Origin of the sequence: Oceanicaulis sp. UBA6590 (assembly GCF_002433705.1) — a bacterium.
Taxonomy (GTDB): domain Bacteria; phylum Pseudomonadota; class Alphaproteobacteria; order Caulobacterales; family Maricaulaceae; genus Oceanicaulis.
The window spans coordinates 189,716-210,038 of the sequence record NZ_DJIQ01000022.1 but is presented as its reverse complement, the minus strand read 5'-3'; the positions used below and the strand labels follow the sequence as shown (position 1 = coordinate 210,038).

Here is a 20,323-nt window from a genome sequence, read left to right as displayed (position 1 = left end):
CGCTTTTACCCAATACGGCATCTCCGATCACTCCTGTTTCGGCATGGGAATCCGCGCCGCGAACATCATCGGCCCTGCAAAGCCGACCAGACCGCCCAGTTGCAGGCCAATGCCGATCACGGCGGGGCCAAAAAGCCAGGCGGCGATGATGACGCTGACCAGCGCAGATGCGAGCGCGGCGAGGCTCGTTCGGGTTCGCCACAGCGTCGGCGCGGCGCGCCAGCGCTCGCGATTGATGAAGCCCAGCCCCACAAGCGCCGCCGTGCCGACAAACGGGCCGAGCAGCGCGCTCCAGTGCGTCGTCACCAGAAGGCCCGCCGAGGCGGTCCAGCCCAGACCGACGACGAGCAAAGCCGCCGCCAGCCAATAAGGGGCATCAAGAAGGCGAGTCATAGCGACACCCTATGCGCCTACATGCCCGTGAAAGGCGAGAAAGGCACGATGTGGCGGATGGCGAGTTCAGAACACGACCTCATTGCACCGTTTCCGGCTGAGAATACGCAGGACGCTTCCACATATTAACCATTTTTATCCCCGCCAAACATTACAGCCAGTAACAACGCTAAATACGATACAATGAAAACGAAAACAAACATTAACCCCGAAATAGAAAACGAATCCCTATCAAGCCCACCCTTTAAAAAGAGTAACGCCAAATAAGCCAAAACAATTGAAGTTGAAATAAAAACACTCAACAGAAATAACGATAGTAACACCCTAAAGCCAATCATCGCTGTCCACTCTCAATTTTCGGCGGGACAGGTCCTATGTGTTGTATTTCTTCAGTGCCATGCAAAACAACACCCAGGGAGGGCACGTACAAAACAAGATGGCATCACCTGCCGCATGAACTCACACGTGCAGACCTGTTGCGCTCAAAGCTGCCACAGTGTTTGCGTCCACCTACGAGGCAACCTGCCCAGATAACAGACGCACGACTTCCGTGCCTAACTTACCGACAGCCCCACCCTAAGCGCGTTTCTCCTGCGCCTCCATGCCCGTAGCGGGTGGGAAGGGGACGATGTGGCGGATGGCGAGCTTGCGGGTTTCCCAGTCATTAAGGATGGCGGCGGCGTGCAGGCTGCCGGTCGCGGCGTAATGATCCTCGATCAGCGCGCGGCAGCGGGCCTCGGCCTCGCCCGCCAGCACATGAACACCAACGCTTTCAGGGTTGAGGCGCGGCTCCAGCCGGTCCTGCTCATCGAGCACAAAGGCTTCCCCGCCGGTCATGCCCGCGGCGAAATTGTCCCCGACCTTACCCAGGATCACCGCGACGCCGCCGGTCATGTATTCACAACCATTGGCGCCGCAGCCTTCCACCACCACGGTCGCGCCAGAGTTCCGCACGGCAAAACGCTGGCCCGCCCCGCCTGCGGCGAACAGCCGACCTGACGTTGCGCCATAAAGCACGGTATTGCCGATGATGGCATCGCCGGGGCGATGCTCCTTGCATCCGCCAAACGAGCGGATGGCCAGCGTCGCGCCCGACAGGCCCTTGCCCACATAATCGTTGGCGTCGCCTTCCAGCTCGATCCTGAGGCCCTTGGCCGAGAAGGCGCCGAGCGATTGCCCCGCCGAGCCGCGCAGGCGCAGGGTGAGCTGGCCGTCTTCGAGTCCTTCGGGGCCGAAGGTACGCACGATTTCAGATGACACCCGCGCGCCAACGGCACGGTCGGTGTTCTTCACGTCATAGACCAGCTGCATCTTCTCACGCCGTGAGAAGACCGGCTCGGCGTCCTTGAGGATCTGTTCATCAAGCGCCGGAGCAACCGGATTGCGTTGCGTGCGGGTCGAGCGCGGCGGCCGCGCCTGCGGGTCCACGCGCACCAAGAGCGGGTTGAGATCAAGATCATCGAGATGATCCGCGCCGCGGCTGACCTGATCCAGAAGATCCGCCCGGCCGATCACGTCTTCCAGACGCTCCGCCCCGAGGCTTGCGAGAATCTCGCGGGTGTCACGGGCGATGAAGGTCATCAGATTGACCACATGGTCGGCAAGGCCGGCAAAGCGCTTGCGCAGCTCTTCATCCTGGGTGCACACGCCCACCGGGCAGGTGTTGGAATGGCACTGGCGCACCATCAGACAGCCCAGCGCCACGAGAGAGGTCGTGCCGACGCCGAACTCTTCCGCGCCCAGCATGGCCGCGATCACCACATCGCGCCCGGTGCGGATGCCGCCATCCGCGCGCAGGGTCACCCGTTCCCGCAAGCCGTTGAGCGACAGCACCTGATGGGCTTCGGACAGCCCCAGCTCCAGCGGTGCGCCCGCGAACTTGATCGAGGTTTGCGGGCTGGCGCCCGTGCCGCCCACACTGCCCGAGATCAGGATCACATCGGCATGAGCCTTGGCCACCCCCGCCGCAACCGCGCCCACACCCGCCGCAGAGACAAGCTTCACGCAGACGCGCGCAATCGGGTTGATCTGCTTGAGGTCATAAATGAGCTGCGCCAGATCCTCGATCGAATAGATATCATGGTGCGGCGGCGGACTGATCAGCGTCGCGCCCGGCGTCGCATGGCGCATTTTCGCGATGAAGCCGGTCACCTTGAAGCCGGGCAATTGCCCGCCCTCGCCGGGCTTGGCGCCCTGAGCCACCTTGATCTCGATCTCGCGGCACTGGTTGAGATATTCGGCCGTCACGCCAAAGCGGCCGGACGCCACCTGCTTGACCGCCGAGTTCATATTGTCGCCGTTCGGCATCGGGTGATAGCGCGCGGGGTCTTCCCCGCCCTCGCCTGAGACGGACTTCGCGCCGATCCGGTTCATGGCCACATTGAGCGCGCCATGGGCTTCCTTGCTGAGCGCGCCCAGGCTCATGCCCGGCGTGACGAAGCGCTGGCGGATCTCGTTCACGCTCTCACAGCGCGACAAATCCACCGGCGCGCTGACCGGGCGCGGCTCGAGAAGATCACGCAACTGGATCGGCTGGTGCTCGTGATTGAGCGCCTGAACATAGGCGCGATAGGCGTTGTAATCCTCGTTGCGGACAGCCTTTTGAAGCAAGGAGATGGATTTAGCTTCCAGCGCATGGGCCTCGCCCGAGGCGCGCTGGCGATAGAAACCGCCCACCGGCAGGCGCACGGCGTCCTCATGGCTCCAGGCCCAGGCGTGCAGCTCTGCGAGTTTGGATTCCAGCCCCGCCAGACCAATGCCGGAAATCCGGCTGGTGACGCCGCCCAGATACTCGCTCGCCACGGCGCGGCTGAGGCCCAGCACTTCGAAATTACAGCCGCCGCGATAGGAGCTGACCACCGAAATGCCCATCTTGGACATGATCTTGAGAAGGCCCGCATCAAAGGCGGCCTTCATGTTTTTCGCTTTCTGCTCGGGCGTCAGCGAACCCAGATTGCGCTCGGATCGCGCCGCCACGGTCTCGAACGCCATATAGGGGTTCACGGTGGTGGCCCCCAGACCCACCAGCACCGCCAGCGCGTGCGGGTCGGTCACTTCGGACGTGCGGGCGTTGAGCGAGCAATAGGTGCGAAGCCCCTTGCGGGTCAGGTGCGTGTGAACCGCGCCGACGGCCAGCGCCATGGGCACAGGCGCAAAGCGCTCGTTCTGGTGCTCGTCAGTCAGGATCAGATGCTGGGCGCCGCGTTCATTGATCGCCTCTTCCGCTTCGGTGCGAATCCGGTCGAGCGCAGCCTGAAGCCCCGCGCCGGAGCCCGTCGCTTCTTTCGCCAGCAAGGTGACGTCGATAATGGCGACGCCCTCGCCCAGCACCGCGCGCAGGCGGTCATACATGCCATTGGTCAGAACCGGCGAGTTCAGGACGAACACATTGGTCTGGGCCGCGTCCTCGGCCAGCACGTTTCCAAGGTTCTTGAACCGGGTCTTCAGACTCATCACCCGGCCTTCGCGCAGCGGGTCGATGGGCGGGTTGGTGACCTGGGAGAAGTTCTGCCGGAAGTAATGACTGATCGGGCGATAGCGGTTGGACAAAACCGCCAGCGGGCTGTCATCGCCCATCGAGCCGATGGCTTCCTTGCCGTCCTCGGCCATGGGAGAGAGGATGATCTCGATCTCCTCCATGGTCATGCCGGCGGCGGCCTGACGCCGGGCGCGCTCGTCATCGCTGAACAGGAGCGGCTCGGGACCGGGGCCCACTTCGCGCTCGATCTCGCGCACATTCTTCAGCCAGGATTCGTACGGGTGCTTGGCTGCGAGCTGATCAAGGATTTCGCTTTCGCGCAGGAAGCCGCCCTCGGCGAGATCCACCGCAATCATCCGCCCCGGCGCCACCGCGCCGCGCTCGATGACGCGTTCGGGTTCAAGCTCGGCCATGCCGGTTTCCGAGCCCACGGTCAGAAGCCCGTCTTCGGACAGCGACCAGCGCAGCGGACGCAAGCCATTGCGATCAAGGCCCGCAATCGCCCAACGGCCATCGCACGCAATCACGGCGGCGGGCCCGTCCCAGGGCTCCATCACCGAGTTGCAATACTCATAAAGCCCCCGCCAGGCGCCGGGCATGATCTCGCCGCGTTTGGACCAGGCTTCTGGGATTAAAAGCGTCTTCGCCATGGGCGCAGAGCGGCCAGCACGGACGAGAATTTCAAACACTTCATCAAGCGCGGCGGAGTCTGATGCGCCGGGGCTGATCACCGGACGCACGATTTCCTCGGCATCCTTGAAGGCGGAGTGGGCCATGAGAATCTCATGGCTCTTCATCCAGTTGCGATTGCCCTTGAGCGTGTTGATCTCGCCGTTGTGGGCGAGCATGCGGAAGGGCTGGGCCAGCTTCCATTCGGGGAAGGTGTTCGTGGAATAGCGCTGGTGGAAGATCGCGAAGGGGGAGACGAAACGCTCGTCCTTCAGATCAGGATAGAACTGGTCGATGGCCTCGGCCAGGAACATGCCCTTGTAAACGACGTCGCGCGCCGACAGCGAACAGACATACAACTCGGGCACCGCCTCCAGACGGGCGCGCTGCTCGATCCGGCGACGCACCAGATAAAGCGCACGTTCGAGCTCATCCGCGCCCCGGTCCGTCGTGTCCTCGAACAGGATCTGCTCAATCGCCGGACGGGTTGCGGCGGCCTTGGCGCCCAGACAGGACGGATCGACCGGCACCTGACGCCAGCCGAACAGGCGCAGCCCGGCGCGCAGGACTTCTGTCTCGACAATGGTGCGGCCCTTTTCCTGGGCCCCGAAATCAGTCCGCGGCAGGAAGACCATGCCCACGCCAATGGCGTGATCGCTGGGCTCGTGCCCGGTGCGCGCCACCGCCGCCTTGAAGAAGTCCTGAGCGATGCCCAGACGCAGACCGGCGCCGTCGCCGGTCTTGCCATCCGCATCCACCGCGCCCCGGTGCCAGACCGCCTTGAGGGCTTTCAGACCCAGCTCGACGGTTTCCCGGCGCGGCTCGCCCTTGATGTCGGCGATCAGGCCGACGCCGCACGCCGAGCGCTCGCTTTCAAGCTCATAGGCGCCCGCATCGATCAGACGCTGGCGTTCTTGCAGGTAATCAAACTGGCTCATTCGGCAGGCTCCGCGATCGGTTGGGACTGCGCGGTCTTTGCGCGCGCCATCAGATCGGCATGGATGGTTTCAGCAGCGTCCAGACCGTCTTTCACGGCCCAGACCACCAGGGACGCGCCGCGCACGGCGTCGCCGCCCGCATAGACGCCGGGCATGGAGGTGCGTGAACGACCCGTGACGCGGATCGCGCCGCGCGGGTTCAGCTCAAGACCCTGAGCGCCGAGGCTTTCGGGGAAGTTCTCCGGCTCAAAGCCCAGCGCCGCGATCACCATGTCCGCGTTGCGGTCCTCTTCCTGACCCGGCATGGCCACCGGACGGCGGCGGCCAGACGCGTCGGGCGCGCCCAGCGTCATCTTCTGAATGCGCACGCCGGTGGCGGTCTCGGCATCCCCCAGAATGGCGGCGGGCGCGCTGAGCCAGTCAAACATGGCGCCCTCTTCCTCGGCATGGACCACTTCGCGGGCCGAGCCGGGCATGTTGGTGCGGTCGCGGCGGTAAAGGCACGCCACGCTGGACGCGCCCTGACGAATGGCGGTCCGCACGCAATCCATGGCGGTGTCCCCGCCGCCGATCACCAGCACACGCTTACCCTTCGCGTCGAGCCGTCCGCCCGCTTCCGCATCCTCGCCGAAACCGGCCTTGTTGGACGCGGTGAGATAATCAAGCGCCGCAACCAGCCCGCGCCCGCCGCCGCCCGGGCAGGTCAGCGCCCGGGCCGCATAGGCGCCGGCGCCCACAAACACCGCGTCATGGCGCTCGCGCAGCTGCTCGAGCGTGGCGTCCTTGCCCACTTCGAAATTGAGCTTGAAGACCACGCCGCCTTCTTCGAGCCGCTTGGTGCGGCGTTCGACGACGGATTTGTCGAGCTTGAAATTGGGAATGCCGTAGATCAGCAGGCCGCCGGCGCGATCCTGACGCTCATAGATCGTCACGTCATGGCCATGCTGGGCCAGGCGCTCGGCAGCGGACAGGCCTGCCGGGCCCGAACCGACAATCCCCACGCTGAGGCCCGTCTTGCGCACCGGACGAATGGGTTTCACCCAGCCGTTCTTCCAGGCGGTTTCAGTGATGAAGGTCTCGACAGATCCGATGGTCACGGCGCCATGGCCGGACTGCTCGATCACGCACGCGCCTTCGCACAGACGATCCTGCGGACAGATTCGGCCACAGATCTCGGGCATGGCGGAGGTGGCCGAAGAGCGCTCATAGGCTTCTTCCAGACGCCCCTCGGCGACCAGCATGAGCCAGTCGGGAATGTCATTGTGAAGCGGGCAGCCGGACTGGCAGAACGGCACGCCGCATTGCGAACAGCGTTCCGCCTGCGCTTCACCCTGCTCCAGGCTGAAAGGCGCATAGATCTCGTTAAAGTCGGCCCGGCGCTCGTCCGCGGACCGCTTGTCCGGGTAGCGCTGGTCCGTGCTCGTAAACTTCAGCACAGCCGTCTCCTCATGCTTGTCCGCGGCGTCTTGGGGACGCTCTTGACCCGGACATTCTTGCTGCATTGCATCATGAGAAGCGCCCAAAGCGCAAGCATGAGCCTGTTCAGCCAAGGGAAAACTAGTTCAGAGCCTTGTGAAACAAGGGCGTTAAGACCTGCGAAACATTTTCCGGCGGACCATCGCACATCGCCGTTGACACTCATTCGCAAGAACGGGTAGATTAATTGCGAATGATTTTCGGACACAGTCTCACTCAGAGGCTTTGGTTCGCACCCTGTCGCATCGCTCAACGGACCCGGCCATGTATGTTTGCCTGTGCAACGCCCTGAAATGCGCCCAGTTCAAGGACGCCGCCAAGAATGGCGCTGGCGACGTGCCGAGCGCTTTCAAGGCCTGTGGCGCGAAACCGCGTTGCGGCCGGTGCTTTGAGGAAGCGGCCCGCGTCATGGGTCATGACCGTTCCGAGGCCGCCGGCGCGGCCGCCTGAGCCTCGCCCTATTCCGCCGGCAAGGGCGTTTCCTGCCGATCCAGATTATCGGACCGCCCGGCCAGCTCTGCTACGGACAAGGGCTGCACAAGCGGCAATCTGCTGAGTAGGGGCGCAACGAACGGGCCGCTGAACCAGCGCACGCCCAGCTCCCTGAGAACCGCGAAACTCGTCTGCCGAGCAACTGCCGCGGCATACACATCCGCCCCCATTCGCGCCGCCCGTCCGACGAAACGGGCCAGCTCGGTCTGGAGCTCCTCACCCATTGGCGAGCCCCGGGTCAAATCCTTCAAGGCGCCGCCAAAGGCCTGCACCCCGCAGTCTTCATAGCGTTCGATTTCAAACTCGAGCGCGTGGCAATGCACCAGGAATTTGATTTTCAGCGTGCGCAGCGTGCCCGTGATTTCCTGCAAACGCCCCATGGGCGCTCCATCCGGCGTGCCGTCTATCCGGATCGTCACCGCCTTGTGCAGGTGCTCGGGCAGGGCCTTGAGCCGGGCGAAATACTCCTGCCGGTCATGGGGATCGATCAGGGTGCGATAGTGCGGCGTCAGACAGACCGCAGCCGCATGCCCCTTGCTCCAGCTGGCTTCCAGCGCATCCAGCACCAGCATCTGGACATCGAAATCCCGCTTGGCCGTCACATGCGCTTCGAACGGGTATTCATGGCGGTGCCCGAAATGAAGCACGCCGGCCACATTGCGCACCGGCAGGCAGAAAGACGAGATCAGCGCCTGACGCGTGATGTCATAGACCGGCTCATAGGCCACCCGGGTGCGCAGGGTTTCAGGCTGATACCGGGTCTCTTCCGGCTTGACCCGTTCCTCGCCGGCCCGGGACGGCTCCGTGGCGCTGACGCCCTGGGCTGCGAAGAAGGCCGCCAGCTCGGACTGATCCAGCCGCAAGGCTCTTGAGCGGACCTTGAGCTTGCGAAACACCTCATCCCCCACATAGAAGCGGTTGAGGTCATTGGAGATCCAGGTCGCCTGCGCTTCTGCGACATCCGCCCGGTCCGTCGCAAACACCACCAGGAAGCCCTCGTCACAGCGGAACAGAGCATCACTGGCGTGCAGGCGATGGGCGATGAAGGCCTCGCTGACATCGAAGATCTTCTGTTTGAGTTCGTCCCAGCGATCACCGGCCACAGTCTTGATCAGATCCAGATTGATGATCTGGAACTGGCCCAGCGCCACGCTTTTGGAGCCGCGAAGCTGATCGCGGATTGAGGCGAGGATCTCGGCAGGCCTCGGCATTGCTGTCCTTTCGCTCCAGACAGTTCGGTCTGCAGGCTAGGCCATCACAGAGCAGAAGCGTGCGCTCTGAAAGTGAAGAATTCCTGAGTCAGCCAAACCTCTGCAACTCAGTTTCAGTGACGAAGAAAAACGGCCTAAAGCCCTTCCCTCACTGACAAAACGCGTTAGCCTTGCGACGTGGCGAAAATCAGATGGAGGCGACCTTGAAGGGCGATCCCAAAGTCATCGAGCACCTGAACAAGGCGCTCAAGCTGGAGCTGACCACGGTCAACCAGTACTTCCTTCATGCACGCATGTTCCGCGACTGGGGCTTCGCCAAGATCGCCAAGATCGAATACGAGGAATCCATCGACGAGATGAAGCACGCCGATGCGCTGATCGAGCGCATCCTGTTCCTGGAAGGCCTGCCGAACGTGCAGGATCTGGGCAAGGTGCTGATCGGCGAGACCCTGAAGGAATGCCTCGAATGCGATCTCGAGGCCGAACGCCGCGCCCACCCGGTCTACAAGGACGCGATCGCCTATTGCGAACAGGTGGGCGATTACGTCTCCCGCCAGCTCTTTGACGAGATCCTGAAATCTGAGGAAGAGCACATCGATTATCTCGAGACCCAGCTGAGCGTGATCGAGAAGATCGGCGAGGAACGCTACATGCAGAGCCAGCTTTCGCCCGGCGAGATGAGCTGACGCCAATCCGTCTCCGGCCTTCCAGAACGCCGCCTTCCGGGGCGGCGTTTTGCATGCGGCGCAGAGTTGCGCCCTTGCGGGCGACAGGCGGAACGGCTATCTGAGTGAAACATTATAACACTCGCTCAGGTTTGCCGCTTCCGTGTCTGCCGCCTATCTCCTCACCCTCGGCCTTGGGATGACGGCTGCGCTGGTCTGCGCCGCGGCGCTGGTGCTCGTGCATCGCGCCCGGACCTTCACGCGTGAGAACGCCCCGCTCTTCGCCGCTTTCTCGGGCGGCGTGGTGGTGACTCTGGCGCTGGTGAAGCTGATCCCAGAAGCGCTGTCCTTGCACCCCCATGCAGGCTGGCTGGTGCTGGTCGGGTTCGGCTTTGGGCTGATCCTGCATGTGCTGGTGGGGACGACCATGAAGACCCGGGGCGGCGCCAGTCGGCTTCGCGCCCTGGCGCCGGTGCTCGCCATCGCCGTGCACTCCTCGCTCGACGGCACGGTCTACGCCGTCACGGCGGCGATTGATCCGTTCACCGCGATCAGCACGGCGACCGGCCTGATCCTGCATGAAATGCCCGAGACGCTGATCTGCTTCCTGCTGTTGCAGCGCGGCGGCTTCACGGACCGCTCGGCGACCCTCCTGGCGTTCCTCGCTGCAGGCGCGACCACCCTGGTGTCCGCCATTATCTCCGGCCCGTTTGCGCTGAGCGTGGATCCCAGCCTTCTGGGCGCCCTGTTCGCCGTGGTTGCTGGCCTGCTGTTACAGGTGGGCGCCTCTCACCTTCTGGGTGAAACCGTCCAGGCCGGCTGGCTGCGTGGTCTGGGCGCGGTCTTCGCCGGAACCGCGGTCGCCGCCGTGATGACGCTCGCCCATGGCGAACGCCATGATCATGATCAGCATGGACATGGCGGCGCCGACATGCCTGACTTTCGATTGACCGACACCTCTGGAGATCTCTGATGCGTCTTGGCCTCGCCTGCCTCACCGCCTGCCTGCTGTCTTCGCCGGCCCTCGCACAGGACGGCATGCGCCAGCTGGGCGCTCATGTTCACGGCGCTGCCCAGCTGGCCGTCGCGGCCGATAGCGACGGCGCGGTGCTCGCTGAACTGACGACGCCGGCTTACAATCTCTATGTGTTCGAGCACGCCCCCGAGACGGCGGCCGATCGCGCCGTGGTCAGCGAGGCCGCGCGCACGCTGTCCGGCGCGTCCATGATCGCCCTGTCCGGCGCCGCCAATTGCACGCTGACCGGCACACAGGTCGGCGGCGGTCCCGATGTGGCGGCTGACCATGACCACGAGCACGAGCACGAGCACGAGCACGAGCACGAGCACGACGATCACCACGATGCGGATCATGATGACCAGGACCATCATCACAATGAGGACCACCATCACGAAGCGACGCATGACCATGGCGAGGATGAGCACACCCATGCGCATGACGAGGACGCCGGTCTCGGCCATGCCGATGTGGTGGTGAGCTGGACGTTCGAATGCGCTCGCCCGGCCCGCCTGTCAGAGGTCGACCTCTCGGGCCTCTTTGCCGCATTCCCGCAATTTGAAACGCTGGAAGTGCAGTATTTCGACGGTGCGCGGGCGGCCGCCCGGGACCTCACCCCGGCCCGTCCGGTGCTGACGCTGGACTAGGAACTGGAAGTTTTCACGCTGGTAACTTGCGCTTCCGCGTCCGGAAGCGCATTTTGCCGGCATGATGCGCACCACACTGCTTTCCGCCCTTCTGGCTTTCAGCGCGCTGACCGGCGCGCCGGAGGCTTTCGCCGCTGACCGCGCCGAGGCGCAGTCCACCCCTGAATTCCTGGATCTGTCCTGGGCCGACCTGCTGCCCGAGGGCGAGGCCGAACGGATCGCCCAGCTGCAGCAGATGCAGGCGGTCCAGAACGGCATGGACCATTTCGGCGTCGAGCGGATGCCGCAGGTGCAGACCTTCAATACGGTGGACGCGCTGGACGGACAGGTCGTGCGCATGGGCGGCTATGTGCTGCCGTTCGACTTCACCGGCTCGCGCGAGATCAGTCGCTTCCTGCTGGTGCCCTATGTCGGCGCATGCATCCACGTGCCGCCGCCCCCGCCGAACCAGCTCGTGTACGTACATGCTGAAACACCGATCCAGATCCAGGGCCTTTGGGACCCGGTCTATGTCAAAGGCGTGATGCATACCGATCGCCACGACAACGATCTGGGCGACACGGCCTACACGCTCGAACTGATCGAGATCCAGCCTTACGAGAGCTAGGCTAGGCGCTCACATCTGCGTGAGTCCCATTTTCGGCGCCAGTTCGCTCGGTTGCGGCCACAGACATCCACGAAGGTGCAAAGGCTGAACTGCACGCTCTTTGCGTGTACCAGCTCGGGGCTCGCCCTGTGTGTACCAGCGCGGCACAGTATCGTCAGAGGGGGGCGATCGAGGCCTGCGCGACCGCGAGGCGAGTCCCACCCCTTTCCTTCAAGCTGAAACGCGATCACGCCAGAACAGGGTGACGGGCCGGCCCGCAAACTCCGCCGGCTCCGACAGTGCAAAGCCCAGCTTTTCAGCCACCCGGATCGAAGCGCGATTGTCCGGATTAATGATGGCGCAGCACCGCGCCGCCTGCAGCGCTTCATCGGACCACGCCATCACGGCGCGCATGGCTTCGGTCGCATATCCCTTGCCGTGACAGTCCGGAGAAAAGACGTAACCGGCTTCCGGCACGCCTTCGATGGACGGGGTCATCTCGCGCTTGAAATCGGCCAGACCGGCCTGCCCGACAAAGCGTCCGCTCTCACGCTCGATCACAGTCCAATAGCCGTAGCCCAGCAGCGACCAGAGACCGGGAAACCGCAGCAAACGCCCCCAGCTCTCGCTCCGGCTGGAGGCGGAGCCGGAGATATGGCGCACCACGGCTTCATCCGACCACAGCGCCACGCTCGGCTCGAAATCCTCCAGCCGCGTCTCTCTCAGGATCAGGCGCTCGGTGTGAAGCGTGGGACAAAGACGACCGCTCATGCCGACTGGCGCGCAGGCTGGCGGAAACCGAACAGCAGGGCCAGCGGCGCGAGCCAGGGGAAGATCCGCTCGAACGGATCGCCCGCGACGCCTGCGAGCGAGGAGAGCATGGCCCCCAGACCGCCCATCGCCTGGCCATCCACCTGGCCGAAGACATAGAACACCACGGTCAGCGTGAAGCCGGTCAGGATCGCGCCCAGAATGGCGAGCCCCCGGGATTCGACCCCGCACACCCGGGCCACGATCACGGGGCCGAACGCCGCGCCCAGCGCGGACCAGGAAAACAGAACCCGGTCAAAGATCGAGGCCGGCAGGCTGAGGGTCAGGGTGACGGCGAACACGCACAGGGCCGCCATGGTCAGTCGGCTGACCAGCATTTCCCGGCCTGCGAAACGCTTGTCGAGACCGAGATCATTTACCGCCGCCGCCGAAGCCGCGATCAGCAGCGAGTCCACCGTACTCATCACCGCCGACAGGACGGCGGCGATCACGATGCCGGCAAGGATCGCCGGCAGGACGCGGTCGGCGATGTCATACATCAGCGCTTCGCCATCCGGCGCATCCATGATCAGCGCACGCCCGGACAGCGCCAGAACCGCCATGCCCAGATGGACAATGACGCCCCATCCGATCGCGATGGTGAAGCCCCGGACCCGGGCGTTCTCGTCCCGGACCGCCATGAGCCGCGCCAGCAGATGCGGTTGCCCCAGCGCGCCCAGCCCAATGGAGGCGATGCCGAAGGCGAAGCCGAGAAAGGCGAACAGCCCGCGGCCGCCCATCGGATCGAGATAGGCGGCCGGCATGGTGGTCGACAGCGTCTCCATCACGCCGCCGACGCCGCCGGCGCTGAGAAGCGCCAGAAGCGGCAGCGCCACCGAGATCAATGCCATGACGCCCGCCTGCAGCGTATCGGTCAGTGAAACCGCCCAGAACCCGCCCATGAGGGCGTAGATCAGGATCACCCAGGCGCCCAGCAGCACGCCTTCCCAATGGGTGAGACGGAACTGGCTCTCAAACGCCACCGCCGCAGCGCCGAACTGGGCCGCGATGTAGACCATGAAGGTAAAGAGGACGAGCAGCCCGGCGACGACCCGAACCCACCCCTTCCAGCGACCCGCACGCGCCGCAATGAAATCGGAGGAGGTGATATGGCCTTCTTCGGCGGATTCCGCGCGTAGCCGGGGGCCGAAGAACAACCAGATCACGGCATAGGCGCCCAGAATTCCAGGGACCATCCACAGGGCGGACACCCCCTGATCATAGACAAATCCCGTATAGCCCAGCAGCACCCAGGCCGAAGAGGTGGAGGCGGCGTAGGACAGCCCCGCCACCCACGGCCCCATATTCCGGCCGCCGAGAAAGAAGTCGGTTTCATCGCGGGTGAATCGCGCCGCCAGAACCCCGATCAGGATCAGGCCCAGCTTGTAGGCGATAAGCGTAATCAGCACGATGCCGGCGGTGGCGCCCAAATCGTCCATTCTCTCTCCCCATGACTGGGTGAGAGCGTAAGCAAAATCAGAGAGCAAGGGCAGGGTCTTTTTCCAGAAAACCGACACGCCCGGTCCGGACGCACCCGGCTGCAACAGAATATCTTCAACACAGAAATGACGGTGGACAGCACCGGTTACCGATCTGCAAATGATGCGGCTCACTCTCTGATCGCAGCGCAGGCAGGCCCATGACCGCATCCTCCTCTTCCCGGACGCCGATTCCGGGCGTTGCGGTCCTGGCCGCCAGCGCGGTTGTTCTGGGATTCGCGTCCATCCTGGTCAAAGCGTCAGACCTCGGTCCTCAGGCGATCGCCTTCTGGCGGCTCTCGCTCGGTCTGCCCCTGCTCGCCCTGGCGCTGATCCATGGCCTGCGCAAGCAACACCGCGCCGGCCGCCCCTTCATTCTGCGGCCTCCGGGGTGGAAAGCGCTGGCGCTGGCGGGCGTGTTCTTCGCCGGCGATCTCGCCTTCTGGCATGCCGGCATCAAGATCACAACCGCCGCCAACGCCACGCTCCTGGCCAATCTGACGCCCATTCTCGTGGCGATCGCCGCCTGGTTCCTGTTTCAGGAAAGGCCCACGCGCGGCATGGTGCTGGCGGGCGCTCTCGCCATCCTGGGCGCGGTCTGTCTGGCCGCCGGCAATGTCCGGTTCGCGCCCGAACGGGTCAGCGGCGACATCCTCTCGGCGCTCACAGCGGTCTGGTACACCGGCTATCTGTTGAGCATCCGCGCCGCCCGACGGGCCGGCGCCGCCACGGTCGAGGTGATGTTCTGGTCAGCCTTTGTCGGCGCGCCGATCGCGCTCCTGATCGCACTGGGGTTCAACGAACCGCTCTTGCCGCCAGAGCCTTCGGGTTGGTGGCCCTTGCTGGCTCTGGCGCTGATTGTCCATGTGGGCGGACAGGGCGGCGTCGCCTACGGACTGGGTCATACTCCAGCCGCACTCGCCACCCTGATCATCCTGATCCAGCCGGTCGTCTCCGCCCTTGTCGGCTGGATCCTGTTCGGAGAGGCCTTCACCCCCCTGCAATGGGCCGGGGCCGCCTTCGTCCTGATCGGCGTTTACGCCGCACAACGCGCAGGCGTTCAAGTCTCGACCCCGGGCTCGGGCGCGGTTAAACCCGACCCATGACCGACACGACTGCTCCCGCCTCCGCTTCCTCTGCTCCGAAACCCGGCGACGATCCCTTTCGCGCCCTGGGCGGCCCGCTGATCCGCGACATCTGGTATGTGGCGATGACGGCGGACGAGCTCAGAGCGGGCAAGCTCTACAAGAAGAAGTTTCTGGGCGAGCCCATCGTGATGGGGCGCGATGGCAAGGGCGAACCGTTTGCCCTGCGGGACCTCTGCCCGCACCGGGCCGTGCCGCTGTCCGCCGGACAGATGCTGGACGAACCCGATGGCGGCAAGACGGTGGAATGTCCCTACCATGGCTGGCGGTTCCGCCCCGACGGCGGATGCGCGCATATTCCATCGCTCGTGGAGGGGCAGCCCTTTGATCTCGAGAAGATCCGGGTGCGCAAGTACGCGCTGGCCGAACAGGACGGGCTGATCTGGATCTACATGCCCACCGACCCTGCGGGCGAACCCGACAGCGCGCCGCCCCGGTTCGAGAACATGGTGCTGCACAAGGGCCAGACCGAAGCGAAAGTGAAATTCGTCCAGCGCGCAGAACTCGCCTGCCATCAGGACCACGCCGTGATCGGGCTGCTGGACCCGGCCCACACGCCGTTCGTGCACAAGAGCCCGCTCTGGCGCAGCTCGAAGACGCTCAAGGAAAAGGAGAAGCATTACGCGCCCAGCGAGATGGGCTTCACCATGCTCTCCCACAAGCCGGTCAATTCCTACATCTACAACATCATTGGCGGCGAGATCCGGGTGGAGATCCAGTTCCTGCTGCCGGGCCTGCGCGCGGAATCCATCCGCAATGAGAAATACGGCTTTCTCGGCCTTGCCGCGATCACGCCGATTGACGAGAACCTGTGTGAAATCCGTGAGATCATGTACTGGGACGTGCCGATCCTGAATCTCGTCAAGCTGATCGCCCGTCCCTTCACCCACGCCTTCCTTGAGCAGGATGCCCGCATCATGAAGCTGCAGGGCGAGGGCCTGTCCTACAATCCGCCGCTCATGCAGATTCCGGACGCCGACACCCTGATGGTCTGGTATCGCCGCCTCAAGCGTGAATGGATGAGCGCAAAGGCGGAAGGCCGGGCCTTCAAGAACCCGGTCAAACCCGCTGTCTTGCGTTGGCGGACCTGACGCCTAGCGCGCCAGCATGCCTTCGATGACCACGCGCACCCGCGCTTCCAGCGACACGATCGGGCGTTCCTCGAATTCGCTGCGTCGCGCCGCGCGCATGGCGCCCAGGAACAGATCGCTCAGCACCGCGATCAATGTGTCCACATCCACATCCCGCCGCAGCTCGCCTTCGGAGATCCCGGTCTCCACGACACGGCGGATGGGACGCCAGGCCAGTTCCATCTGGTCAAAGGCCGCCTGATAGGTGGGATCCGCCACCATCCAGCTGTGCCCCACGGCGGCGGCGAACAGCTCGCTGTTGCGCGACTGACCTTCCAGCATGATCTGCAGCAAGGCGATGATGCGGTCGGCCAGATTTCCGGACAGGGCGGCTTCCATCTGTTCGACGGATTCCGCGATCATCTCGACTTCATTGCTGAGGATCGCCATGAGCAGCGCCGCCTTGGACGGCTCGGCGTTCAGAACGGTTCCGGGCGAGACGCCCGCCTCGTCAGCAATGGCCTTGATGGTCGCGCCTTCATAGCCCTGAGACAGAAAAACCTTTTCGGCCGCCTCAAGAACAGCGGCTTTTGTCGCTTCACGCCGCATATCGCGACGGGTCACGCGCCCTCCAGCAAGATCACGCATAGATCAGGCCCTTAAATGAATGTACTCAGCGATTCGCGCACTATGGAGTCTTTCCGGGCGCTTGAACAGGCAGCCGGGCGATTTTGCCCGTTTTGCGCGAACTTGCCTGCCGCAAACGCAGAAGTAGAAACATTTTCAAGTTTGCCGCATCCCCGACGCCATTGCCAGTTTTTGTGTTCCGGCCTACATCAGCGCCATGATCACACTCGTCGATATTCTTCTGTACATCCTGCTGGCGGTTGTCTTCGTCGTCCTCTGCCTGGGGGTCTTCTCCCTGTTCAAGGGCGGGGACTTCGGCCGGTCCTGGTCCAACAAGCTGATGCGGGCCCGCGTGGTGCTGCAATTCGTCGCCATACTGGTGCTCGTGGCCGGCTTCTGGCTGAAGAGCCATCTGGCGGCCTAGTCCGCTCCTGTCTCGAGCAGATGATCGAGACTTTCGCCCAGAACCGGTGCGAGCTGACTGATCCGACCCTCATTGACCACGGCCGCGGCGGCCATGCCGCGCTCCGGATCGATTTGCGCGCGGATCATCCACATGGTGTTCGAGCCTGAATGCCCCAGACGTCCGTCTGGCGTCACGCCCCAGCCCATGGCGTAGGCCTCTTCGCCCACAGGGGCGTGAAGACGCGCCCAGCTCTCGGCGCTGAGATAAGGGCCATCCTCGGCCGCCAGATGGGCCTGCAGGAAATCGAGCACATCATCGAGAGCCATATGCGCCCGGCCCGCCGAGTTGAGCACGGCCGGATTGTCGGTCCGTTCATCCGGTTCACGCGCAGCCAGACCGCCAAACAGTCCCGCGGCGTGCCCTCGGGGCTGATCAAGCGCGCCGACCTCGCCAGGCGGGCCCCAGCCCGCGCTGTCCATGCCCAGCGGCGTGAACACCTCATCCTCCATCAGCGCTTCATACGGGCGATCCGCCGCCTGTTCGAGCATGAGGGCGGCAATGACATATCCGGCATTGGAGTACAGAAACGCCCCCCGTTCGGTGGCGGGAGGCTGATTGAGCACGATTTCAGCAAAGCGCACGCGGTCCGCCGCCACATCCCGGCTTTCATCGGTTCCAAGAAAGTGAAACACGGACAGACGGCCCAGATTGGCGGGCAGGCCGGACCGGTGATGCAGGAGGTCCGCAAGGGTTACGGACGCGTAGGCGGGGTCCATCCCCACCCCAGAGAGGCCTTCAGCCAGCGAGGTGTCCCAGTCGATCCGCCCGGCTTCCACCAAACGGGCCGCCAGCGTGGCGGTCATCGCCTTGGTATTCGACCCCAGATGCCACAGATCACCGGGTTGCACCGGCATGGTCTCTCCCAGGGCGCGCACGCCTGCAACGGCGACGGCGCGGTCACCGGATCGGGTCACGCGCGCGACGCCGGCCGCCGGCGCGCCGCTTCGAGACAAAAGCGCCTCGGCTTCCGTCTGCACGGCCTGCCGGGCCTGTGCAGGCGACACGCACAGGAGGGCGATCGCCAGAATGCTCATCAGACCTTTCATCTTCGCACTCCCCGATGTTACGCAAAGGTGACTTCTCTCAGGCATGGCAGCCTCATCTTTCGTCGTCAAGCATCGCCTAAGAGCGATCTGTCCCACGCATCTCGCGCCATTGCCCCGCCCTCTCCGGCCCGATAGCGTGCACAGCCTGTTCAGGGAGCTCGCCACATGGTCCGTCTCACGAAAATCTACACCCGCACCGGCGACACGGGACGCACCCGGCTCGGCGATATGAGCGAAACCGACAAGTTCGATCTGCGGGTCGAGGCCTATGGCGCTGTCGACGAGCTGAACGCCGCACTCGGCCTCGCCGCCTCGGAAGCGGGCGACGATCATCCGCTCACGGCCGAGCTGACCCGCATCCAGAATGACCTGTTCGATCTGGGGGCGGATCTGTGCGTGCCGGATAAGGGCGAGAAACTCGACTGGGAGCCCTTGCGCATGACGCCGGGGCAGACCGATTGGCTGGAAACCCGCATCGACGCGCACAATGAGAATCTGGAGCCGCTCGACAGCTTCATCCTGCCGGGCGGCTCGGAACTCTCCGCTCGCTTGCACCTGGCGCGCACCATCGCCCGGCGCGCGGAACGCCGCACCGTGGAGCTCGCAAGCCGCGGCGATGTGGTGGGCGCGCCGGTCATCACCTATCTCAACCGGGTATCCGATTATCTGTTCGTGGCCGCGCGCATCGCCAATGAGGCCGGCGCGCGCGATGTGAAATGGATCCCGGGCGCGAACCGCTAGCCCCCCTCGCTCACGCAGGCGTGAAGCCTTTTCCAATTCGGAAACAACGAAATTCGCGCGGCATGGGTAGCGAAATCGGGGCGCCCCTCCCTATGTAACGGCGTGCGGCTTGTGGCCGCAGTCTGCCGTTCAATAAAAGGGACAGAGCACAATGAAGACCGCTTACGCCGCCGCCTCGCTGGCCGCCTTCCTGGGCGCCGCCACCCTCGCCCCGACCGCTTTCGCCGATCCGGCCGAGTACCAGTTCGACAAGACCCACACCGCCATTCGCGCCACCTGGACCCATCTGGGCTTCTCCCACCAGGCCATCCAGTTCACCGATTTCGACGGTGTTCTGATGCTCGACTTCGAGGAGCCGGAAAACTCCACCGTCGATGTGACCTTCAATCTGGAAGACGGCTTCTGGGTCGGCGCCGATCAGGACCGCTTCGTGGGCCATCTCAGCTCGCCGGACCTGTTCAACATCTCCGAGTATCCGACCGCGCGCTTTGTCGCGACCGGTTTTGAAACCGAGGATGGCGAGACCGGCCAGATGACCGGCGACCTGACCCTGCTGGGCCAGACCCACCCGGTGACCCTCGACGTCACGCTGAACCAGCGCGCACCGAACCCGATGTCGGGCACGCCGACCGCCGGCTTCACCGCCACGGGCGAGATCCTGCGCTCGCAATGGGGTCTGGGCTATGCCGCGCCGGCGGTTTCCGACGAGGTGCGCATCGAGATCAACACCGAGCTGACTCTCGTCAGCGAGTAAGCGTCTCGCGCAGGCTCGCCTACGCCACTGACGATGATTGACGGCCGGTCCTGCTCGACAGGAACCGGCCGTTTGTCTGTGCGTTTGCACATCTGCATATGGCGGGCTCTCACGCCCGGACTGCTGCACCGCAGCGCCATGTCCGGACCTTCAGGCATGGCGCGTTGACTTATGGGGGTGGCAAGGGCAGTTTCCGCCCCTAAGTTCAAGCCTGACCAAAGTCGGTGCGAGTTCACGGGAGCGCCAGCTCCGTCGCACCGAAGAGTTCCAACGAGTAGCAACCGGAGCCGTCGATGAAGATCCTCGTCCCCGTCAAACGGGTGGTCGACTACAACGTGAAGGTCCGCGTCAAACCGGATCAGAGCGGGGTCGACCTGGCCAACGTCAAGATGAGCATGAACCCCTTCTGCGAAATCGCTGTCGAAGAAGCGATCCGCCTGAAGGAAAAAGGCATCGCCGAAGAGATCGTCGTGGTCTCCATCGGCCCGGCCCAAGCTCAGGAAACCATCCGCACCGCCCTCGCCATGGGCGCGGATCGCGGCATTCACGTCACCACGGATGAAACGGTCGAGCCGCTGGGCGTCGCCAAGATCCTCAAGGGCGTGGTCGAGGCCGA

Annotated in this window: 19 protein-coding genes; 11 read left to right on the top strand and 8 right to left on the bottom strand. The window is 64.1% G+C overall.

What is annotated here, in order from left to right; translation table 11 throughout:
- Positions 1–27 precede the first annotated feature (27 nt).
- The 3 genes from B2Z70_RS04750 to B2Z70_RS04740 all read right to left on the bottom strand — a co-directional run bounded on the left by B2Z70_RS04750 (position 28) and on the right by B2Z70_RS04740 (position 6,980).
- Positions 28–393, bottom strand: coding sequence for a hypothetical protein (locus tag B2Z70_RS04750; protein ID WP_292981630.1), 366 nt, complete (start codon positions 391–393; stop codon positions 28–30).
- 576 nt (positions 394–969) lie between these two features.
- Positions 970–5,478: a glutamate synthase large subunit gene (gltB, locus tag B2Z70_RS04745; protein ID WP_292981627.1), complete on the bottom strand. Its 4,509-nt coding sequence runs from the start codon at positions 5,476–5,478 to the stop codon at positions 970–972.
- Complete coding sequence (locus tag B2Z70_RS04740; protein WP_348764629.1) at positions 5,475–6,980, bottom strand: NAD(P)-dependent oxidoreductase; 1,506 nt, start codon at positions 6,978–6,980, stop codon at positions 5,475–5,477. The genes gltB and B2Z70_RS04740 overlap by 4 nt, the downstream gene beginning before the upstream one ends.
- Positions 6,981–7,218: 238 nt before the next feature.
- Between B2Z70_RS04740 and B2Z70_RS04735 the strand changes: the two genes are divergently transcribed.
- Positions 7,219–7,404 carry a (2Fe-2S)-binding protein gene (locus tag B2Z70_RS04735; RefSeq protein WP_009802876.1) on the top strand — a complete coding sequence of 62 codons (186 nt, stop codon included), beginning with the start codon at positions 7,219–7,221 and terminating at the stop codon, positions 7,402–7,404.
- Positions 7,405–7,412: 8 nt separating this feature from the next.
- On the opposite strand, the gene B2Z70_RS04730 is transcribed toward B2Z70_RS04735, so the two are convergent.
- On the bottom strand, positions 7,413–8,657 hold the full coding sequence (locus B2Z70_RS04730) for a hypothetical protein (RefSeq protein WP_292981621.1): 1,245 nt from the start codon (positions 8,655–8,657) through the stop codon (positions 7,413–7,415).
- 203 nt (positions 8,658–8,860) lie between these two features.
- Here B2Z70_RS04730 and bfr point away from each other — a divergent pair, with 203 nt between their 5' ends.
- From bfr to B2Z70_RS04710, 4 genes are all read left to right on the top strand, one after another.
- The gene (gene bfr / locus B2Z70_RS04725; protein ID WP_009802874.1) at positions 8,861–9,343 is read left to right on the top strand and encodes a bacterioferritin; all 483 of its coding nucleotides are present in this window, start codon (positions 8,861–8,863) and stop codon (positions 9,341–9,343) included.
- A 142-nt stretch (positions 9,344–9,485) separates the two neighbouring features.
- Positions 9,486–10,295, top strand: a complete 810-nt coding sequence (locus tag B2Z70_RS04720) for a ZIP family metal transporter (RefSeq protein ID WP_292981618.1) — start codon at positions 9,486–9,488, stop codon at positions 10,293–10,295.
- On the top strand, positions 10,295–10,984 hold the full coding sequence (locus tag B2Z70_RS04715; RefSeq protein ID WP_292981615.1) for a ZrgA family zinc uptake protein: 690 nt from the start codon (positions 10,295–10,297) through the stop codon (positions 10,982–10,984). The genes B2Z70_RS04720 and B2Z70_RS04715 overlap by 1 nt, the downstream gene beginning before the upstream one ends.
- A 61-nt stretch (positions 10,985–11,045) precedes the next feature.
- Positions 11,046–11,591 (top strand): DUF3299 domain-containing protein, encoded by a 546-nt coding sequence (locus B2Z70_RS04710; protein WP_009802871.1) that lies wholly within the window; start codon positions 11,046–11,048, stop codon positions 11,589–11,591.
- A 210-nt stretch (positions 11,592–11,801) separates the two neighbouring features.
- On the opposite strand, the gene B2Z70_RS04705 is transcribed toward B2Z70_RS04710, so the two are convergent.
- Both B2Z70_RS04705 and B2Z70_RS04700 read right to left on the bottom strand, forming a co-directional pair.
- Positions 11,802–12,341, bottom strand: a complete 540-nt coding sequence (locus B2Z70_RS04705) for a GNAT family N-acetyltransferase (protein WP_292981612.1) — start codon at positions 12,339–12,341, stop codon at positions 11,802–11,804.
- Positions 12,338–13,819 (bottom strand): sodium/proline symporter, encoded by a 1,482-nt coding sequence (locus B2Z70_RS04700; protein WP_292981609.1) that lies wholly within the window; start codon positions 13,817–13,819, stop codon positions 12,338–12,340. Before B2Z70_RS04700 ends, B2Z70_RS04705 begins: the two co-directional genes overlap by 4 nt.
- A 200-nt stretch (positions 13,820–14,019) precedes the next feature.
- Here B2Z70_RS04700 and B2Z70_RS04695 point away from each other — a divergent pair, with 200 nt between their 5' ends.
- Both B2Z70_RS04695 and B2Z70_RS04690 read left to right on the top strand, forming a co-directional pair.
- Complete coding sequence (locus tag B2Z70_RS04695) at positions 14,020–14,964, top strand: DMT family transporter (protein WP_292981606.1); 945 nt, start codon at positions 14,020–14,022, stop codon at positions 14,962–14,964.
- On the top strand, positions 14,961–16,094 hold the full coding sequence (locus tag B2Z70_RS04690) for a Rieske 2Fe-2S domain-containing protein (RefSeq protein ID WP_009802867.1): 1,134 nt from the start codon (positions 14,961–14,963) through the stop codon (positions 16,092–16,094). The genes B2Z70_RS04695 and B2Z70_RS04690 overlap by 4 nt, the downstream gene beginning before the upstream one ends.
- A gap of 3 nt (positions 16,095–16,097) precedes the next feature.
- On the opposite strand, the gene B2Z70_RS04685 is transcribed toward B2Z70_RS04690, so the two are convergent.
- Positions 16,098–16,697: a TetR/AcrR family transcriptional regulator gene (locus tag B2Z70_RS04685; RefSeq protein ID WP_241760709.1), complete on the bottom strand. Its 600-nt coding sequence runs from the start codon at positions 16,695–16,697 to the stop codon at positions 16,098–16,100.
- A gap of 220 nt (positions 16,698–16,917) precedes the next feature.
- Between B2Z70_RS04685 and B2Z70_RS04680 the strand changes: the two genes are divergently transcribed.
- Positions 16,918–17,124: a twin transmembrane helix small protein gene (locus tag B2Z70_RS04680; protein WP_292981601.1), complete on the top strand. Its 207-nt coding sequence runs from the start codon at positions 16,918–16,920 to the stop codon at positions 17,122–17,124.
- On the opposite strand, the gene B2Z70_RS04675 is transcribed toward B2Z70_RS04680, so the two are convergent.
- Complete coding sequence (locus B2Z70_RS04675) at positions 17,121–18,212, bottom strand: serine hydrolase domain-containing protein (RefSeq protein WP_292981598.1); 1,092 nt, start codon at positions 18,210–18,212, stop codon at positions 17,121–17,123. The two genes, B2Z70_RS04680 and B2Z70_RS04675, sit on opposite strands and share 4 nt — an antisense overlap.
- A 165-nt stretch (positions 18,213–18,377) precedes the next feature.
- On the opposite strand from B2Z70_RS04675, the gene B2Z70_RS04670 reads away from it, so the two are divergent.
- The 3 genes from B2Z70_RS04670 to B2Z70_RS04660 all read left to right on the top strand — a co-directional run.
- The gene (locus B2Z70_RS04670; RefSeq protein ID WP_292981595.1) at positions 18,378–18,953 is read left to right on the top strand and encodes a cob(I)yrinic acid a,c-diamide adenosyltransferase; all 576 of its coding nucleotides are present in this window, start codon (positions 18,378–18,380) and stop codon (positions 18,951–18,953) included.
- 151 nt (positions 18,954–19,104) lie between these two features.
- The gene (locus B2Z70_RS04665; protein WP_009802862.1) at positions 19,105–19,707 is read left to right on the top strand and encodes a YceI family protein; all 603 of its coding nucleotides are present in this window, start codon (positions 19,105–19,107) and stop codon (positions 19,705–19,707) included.
- Between the two features lie 293 nt (positions 19,708–20,000).
- Positions 20,001–20,323: electron transfer flavoprotein subunit beta/FixA family protein (locus B2Z70_RS04660; RefSeq protein ID WP_414690861.1), on the top strand; the 323-nt coding region annotated here is incomplete at its 3' end.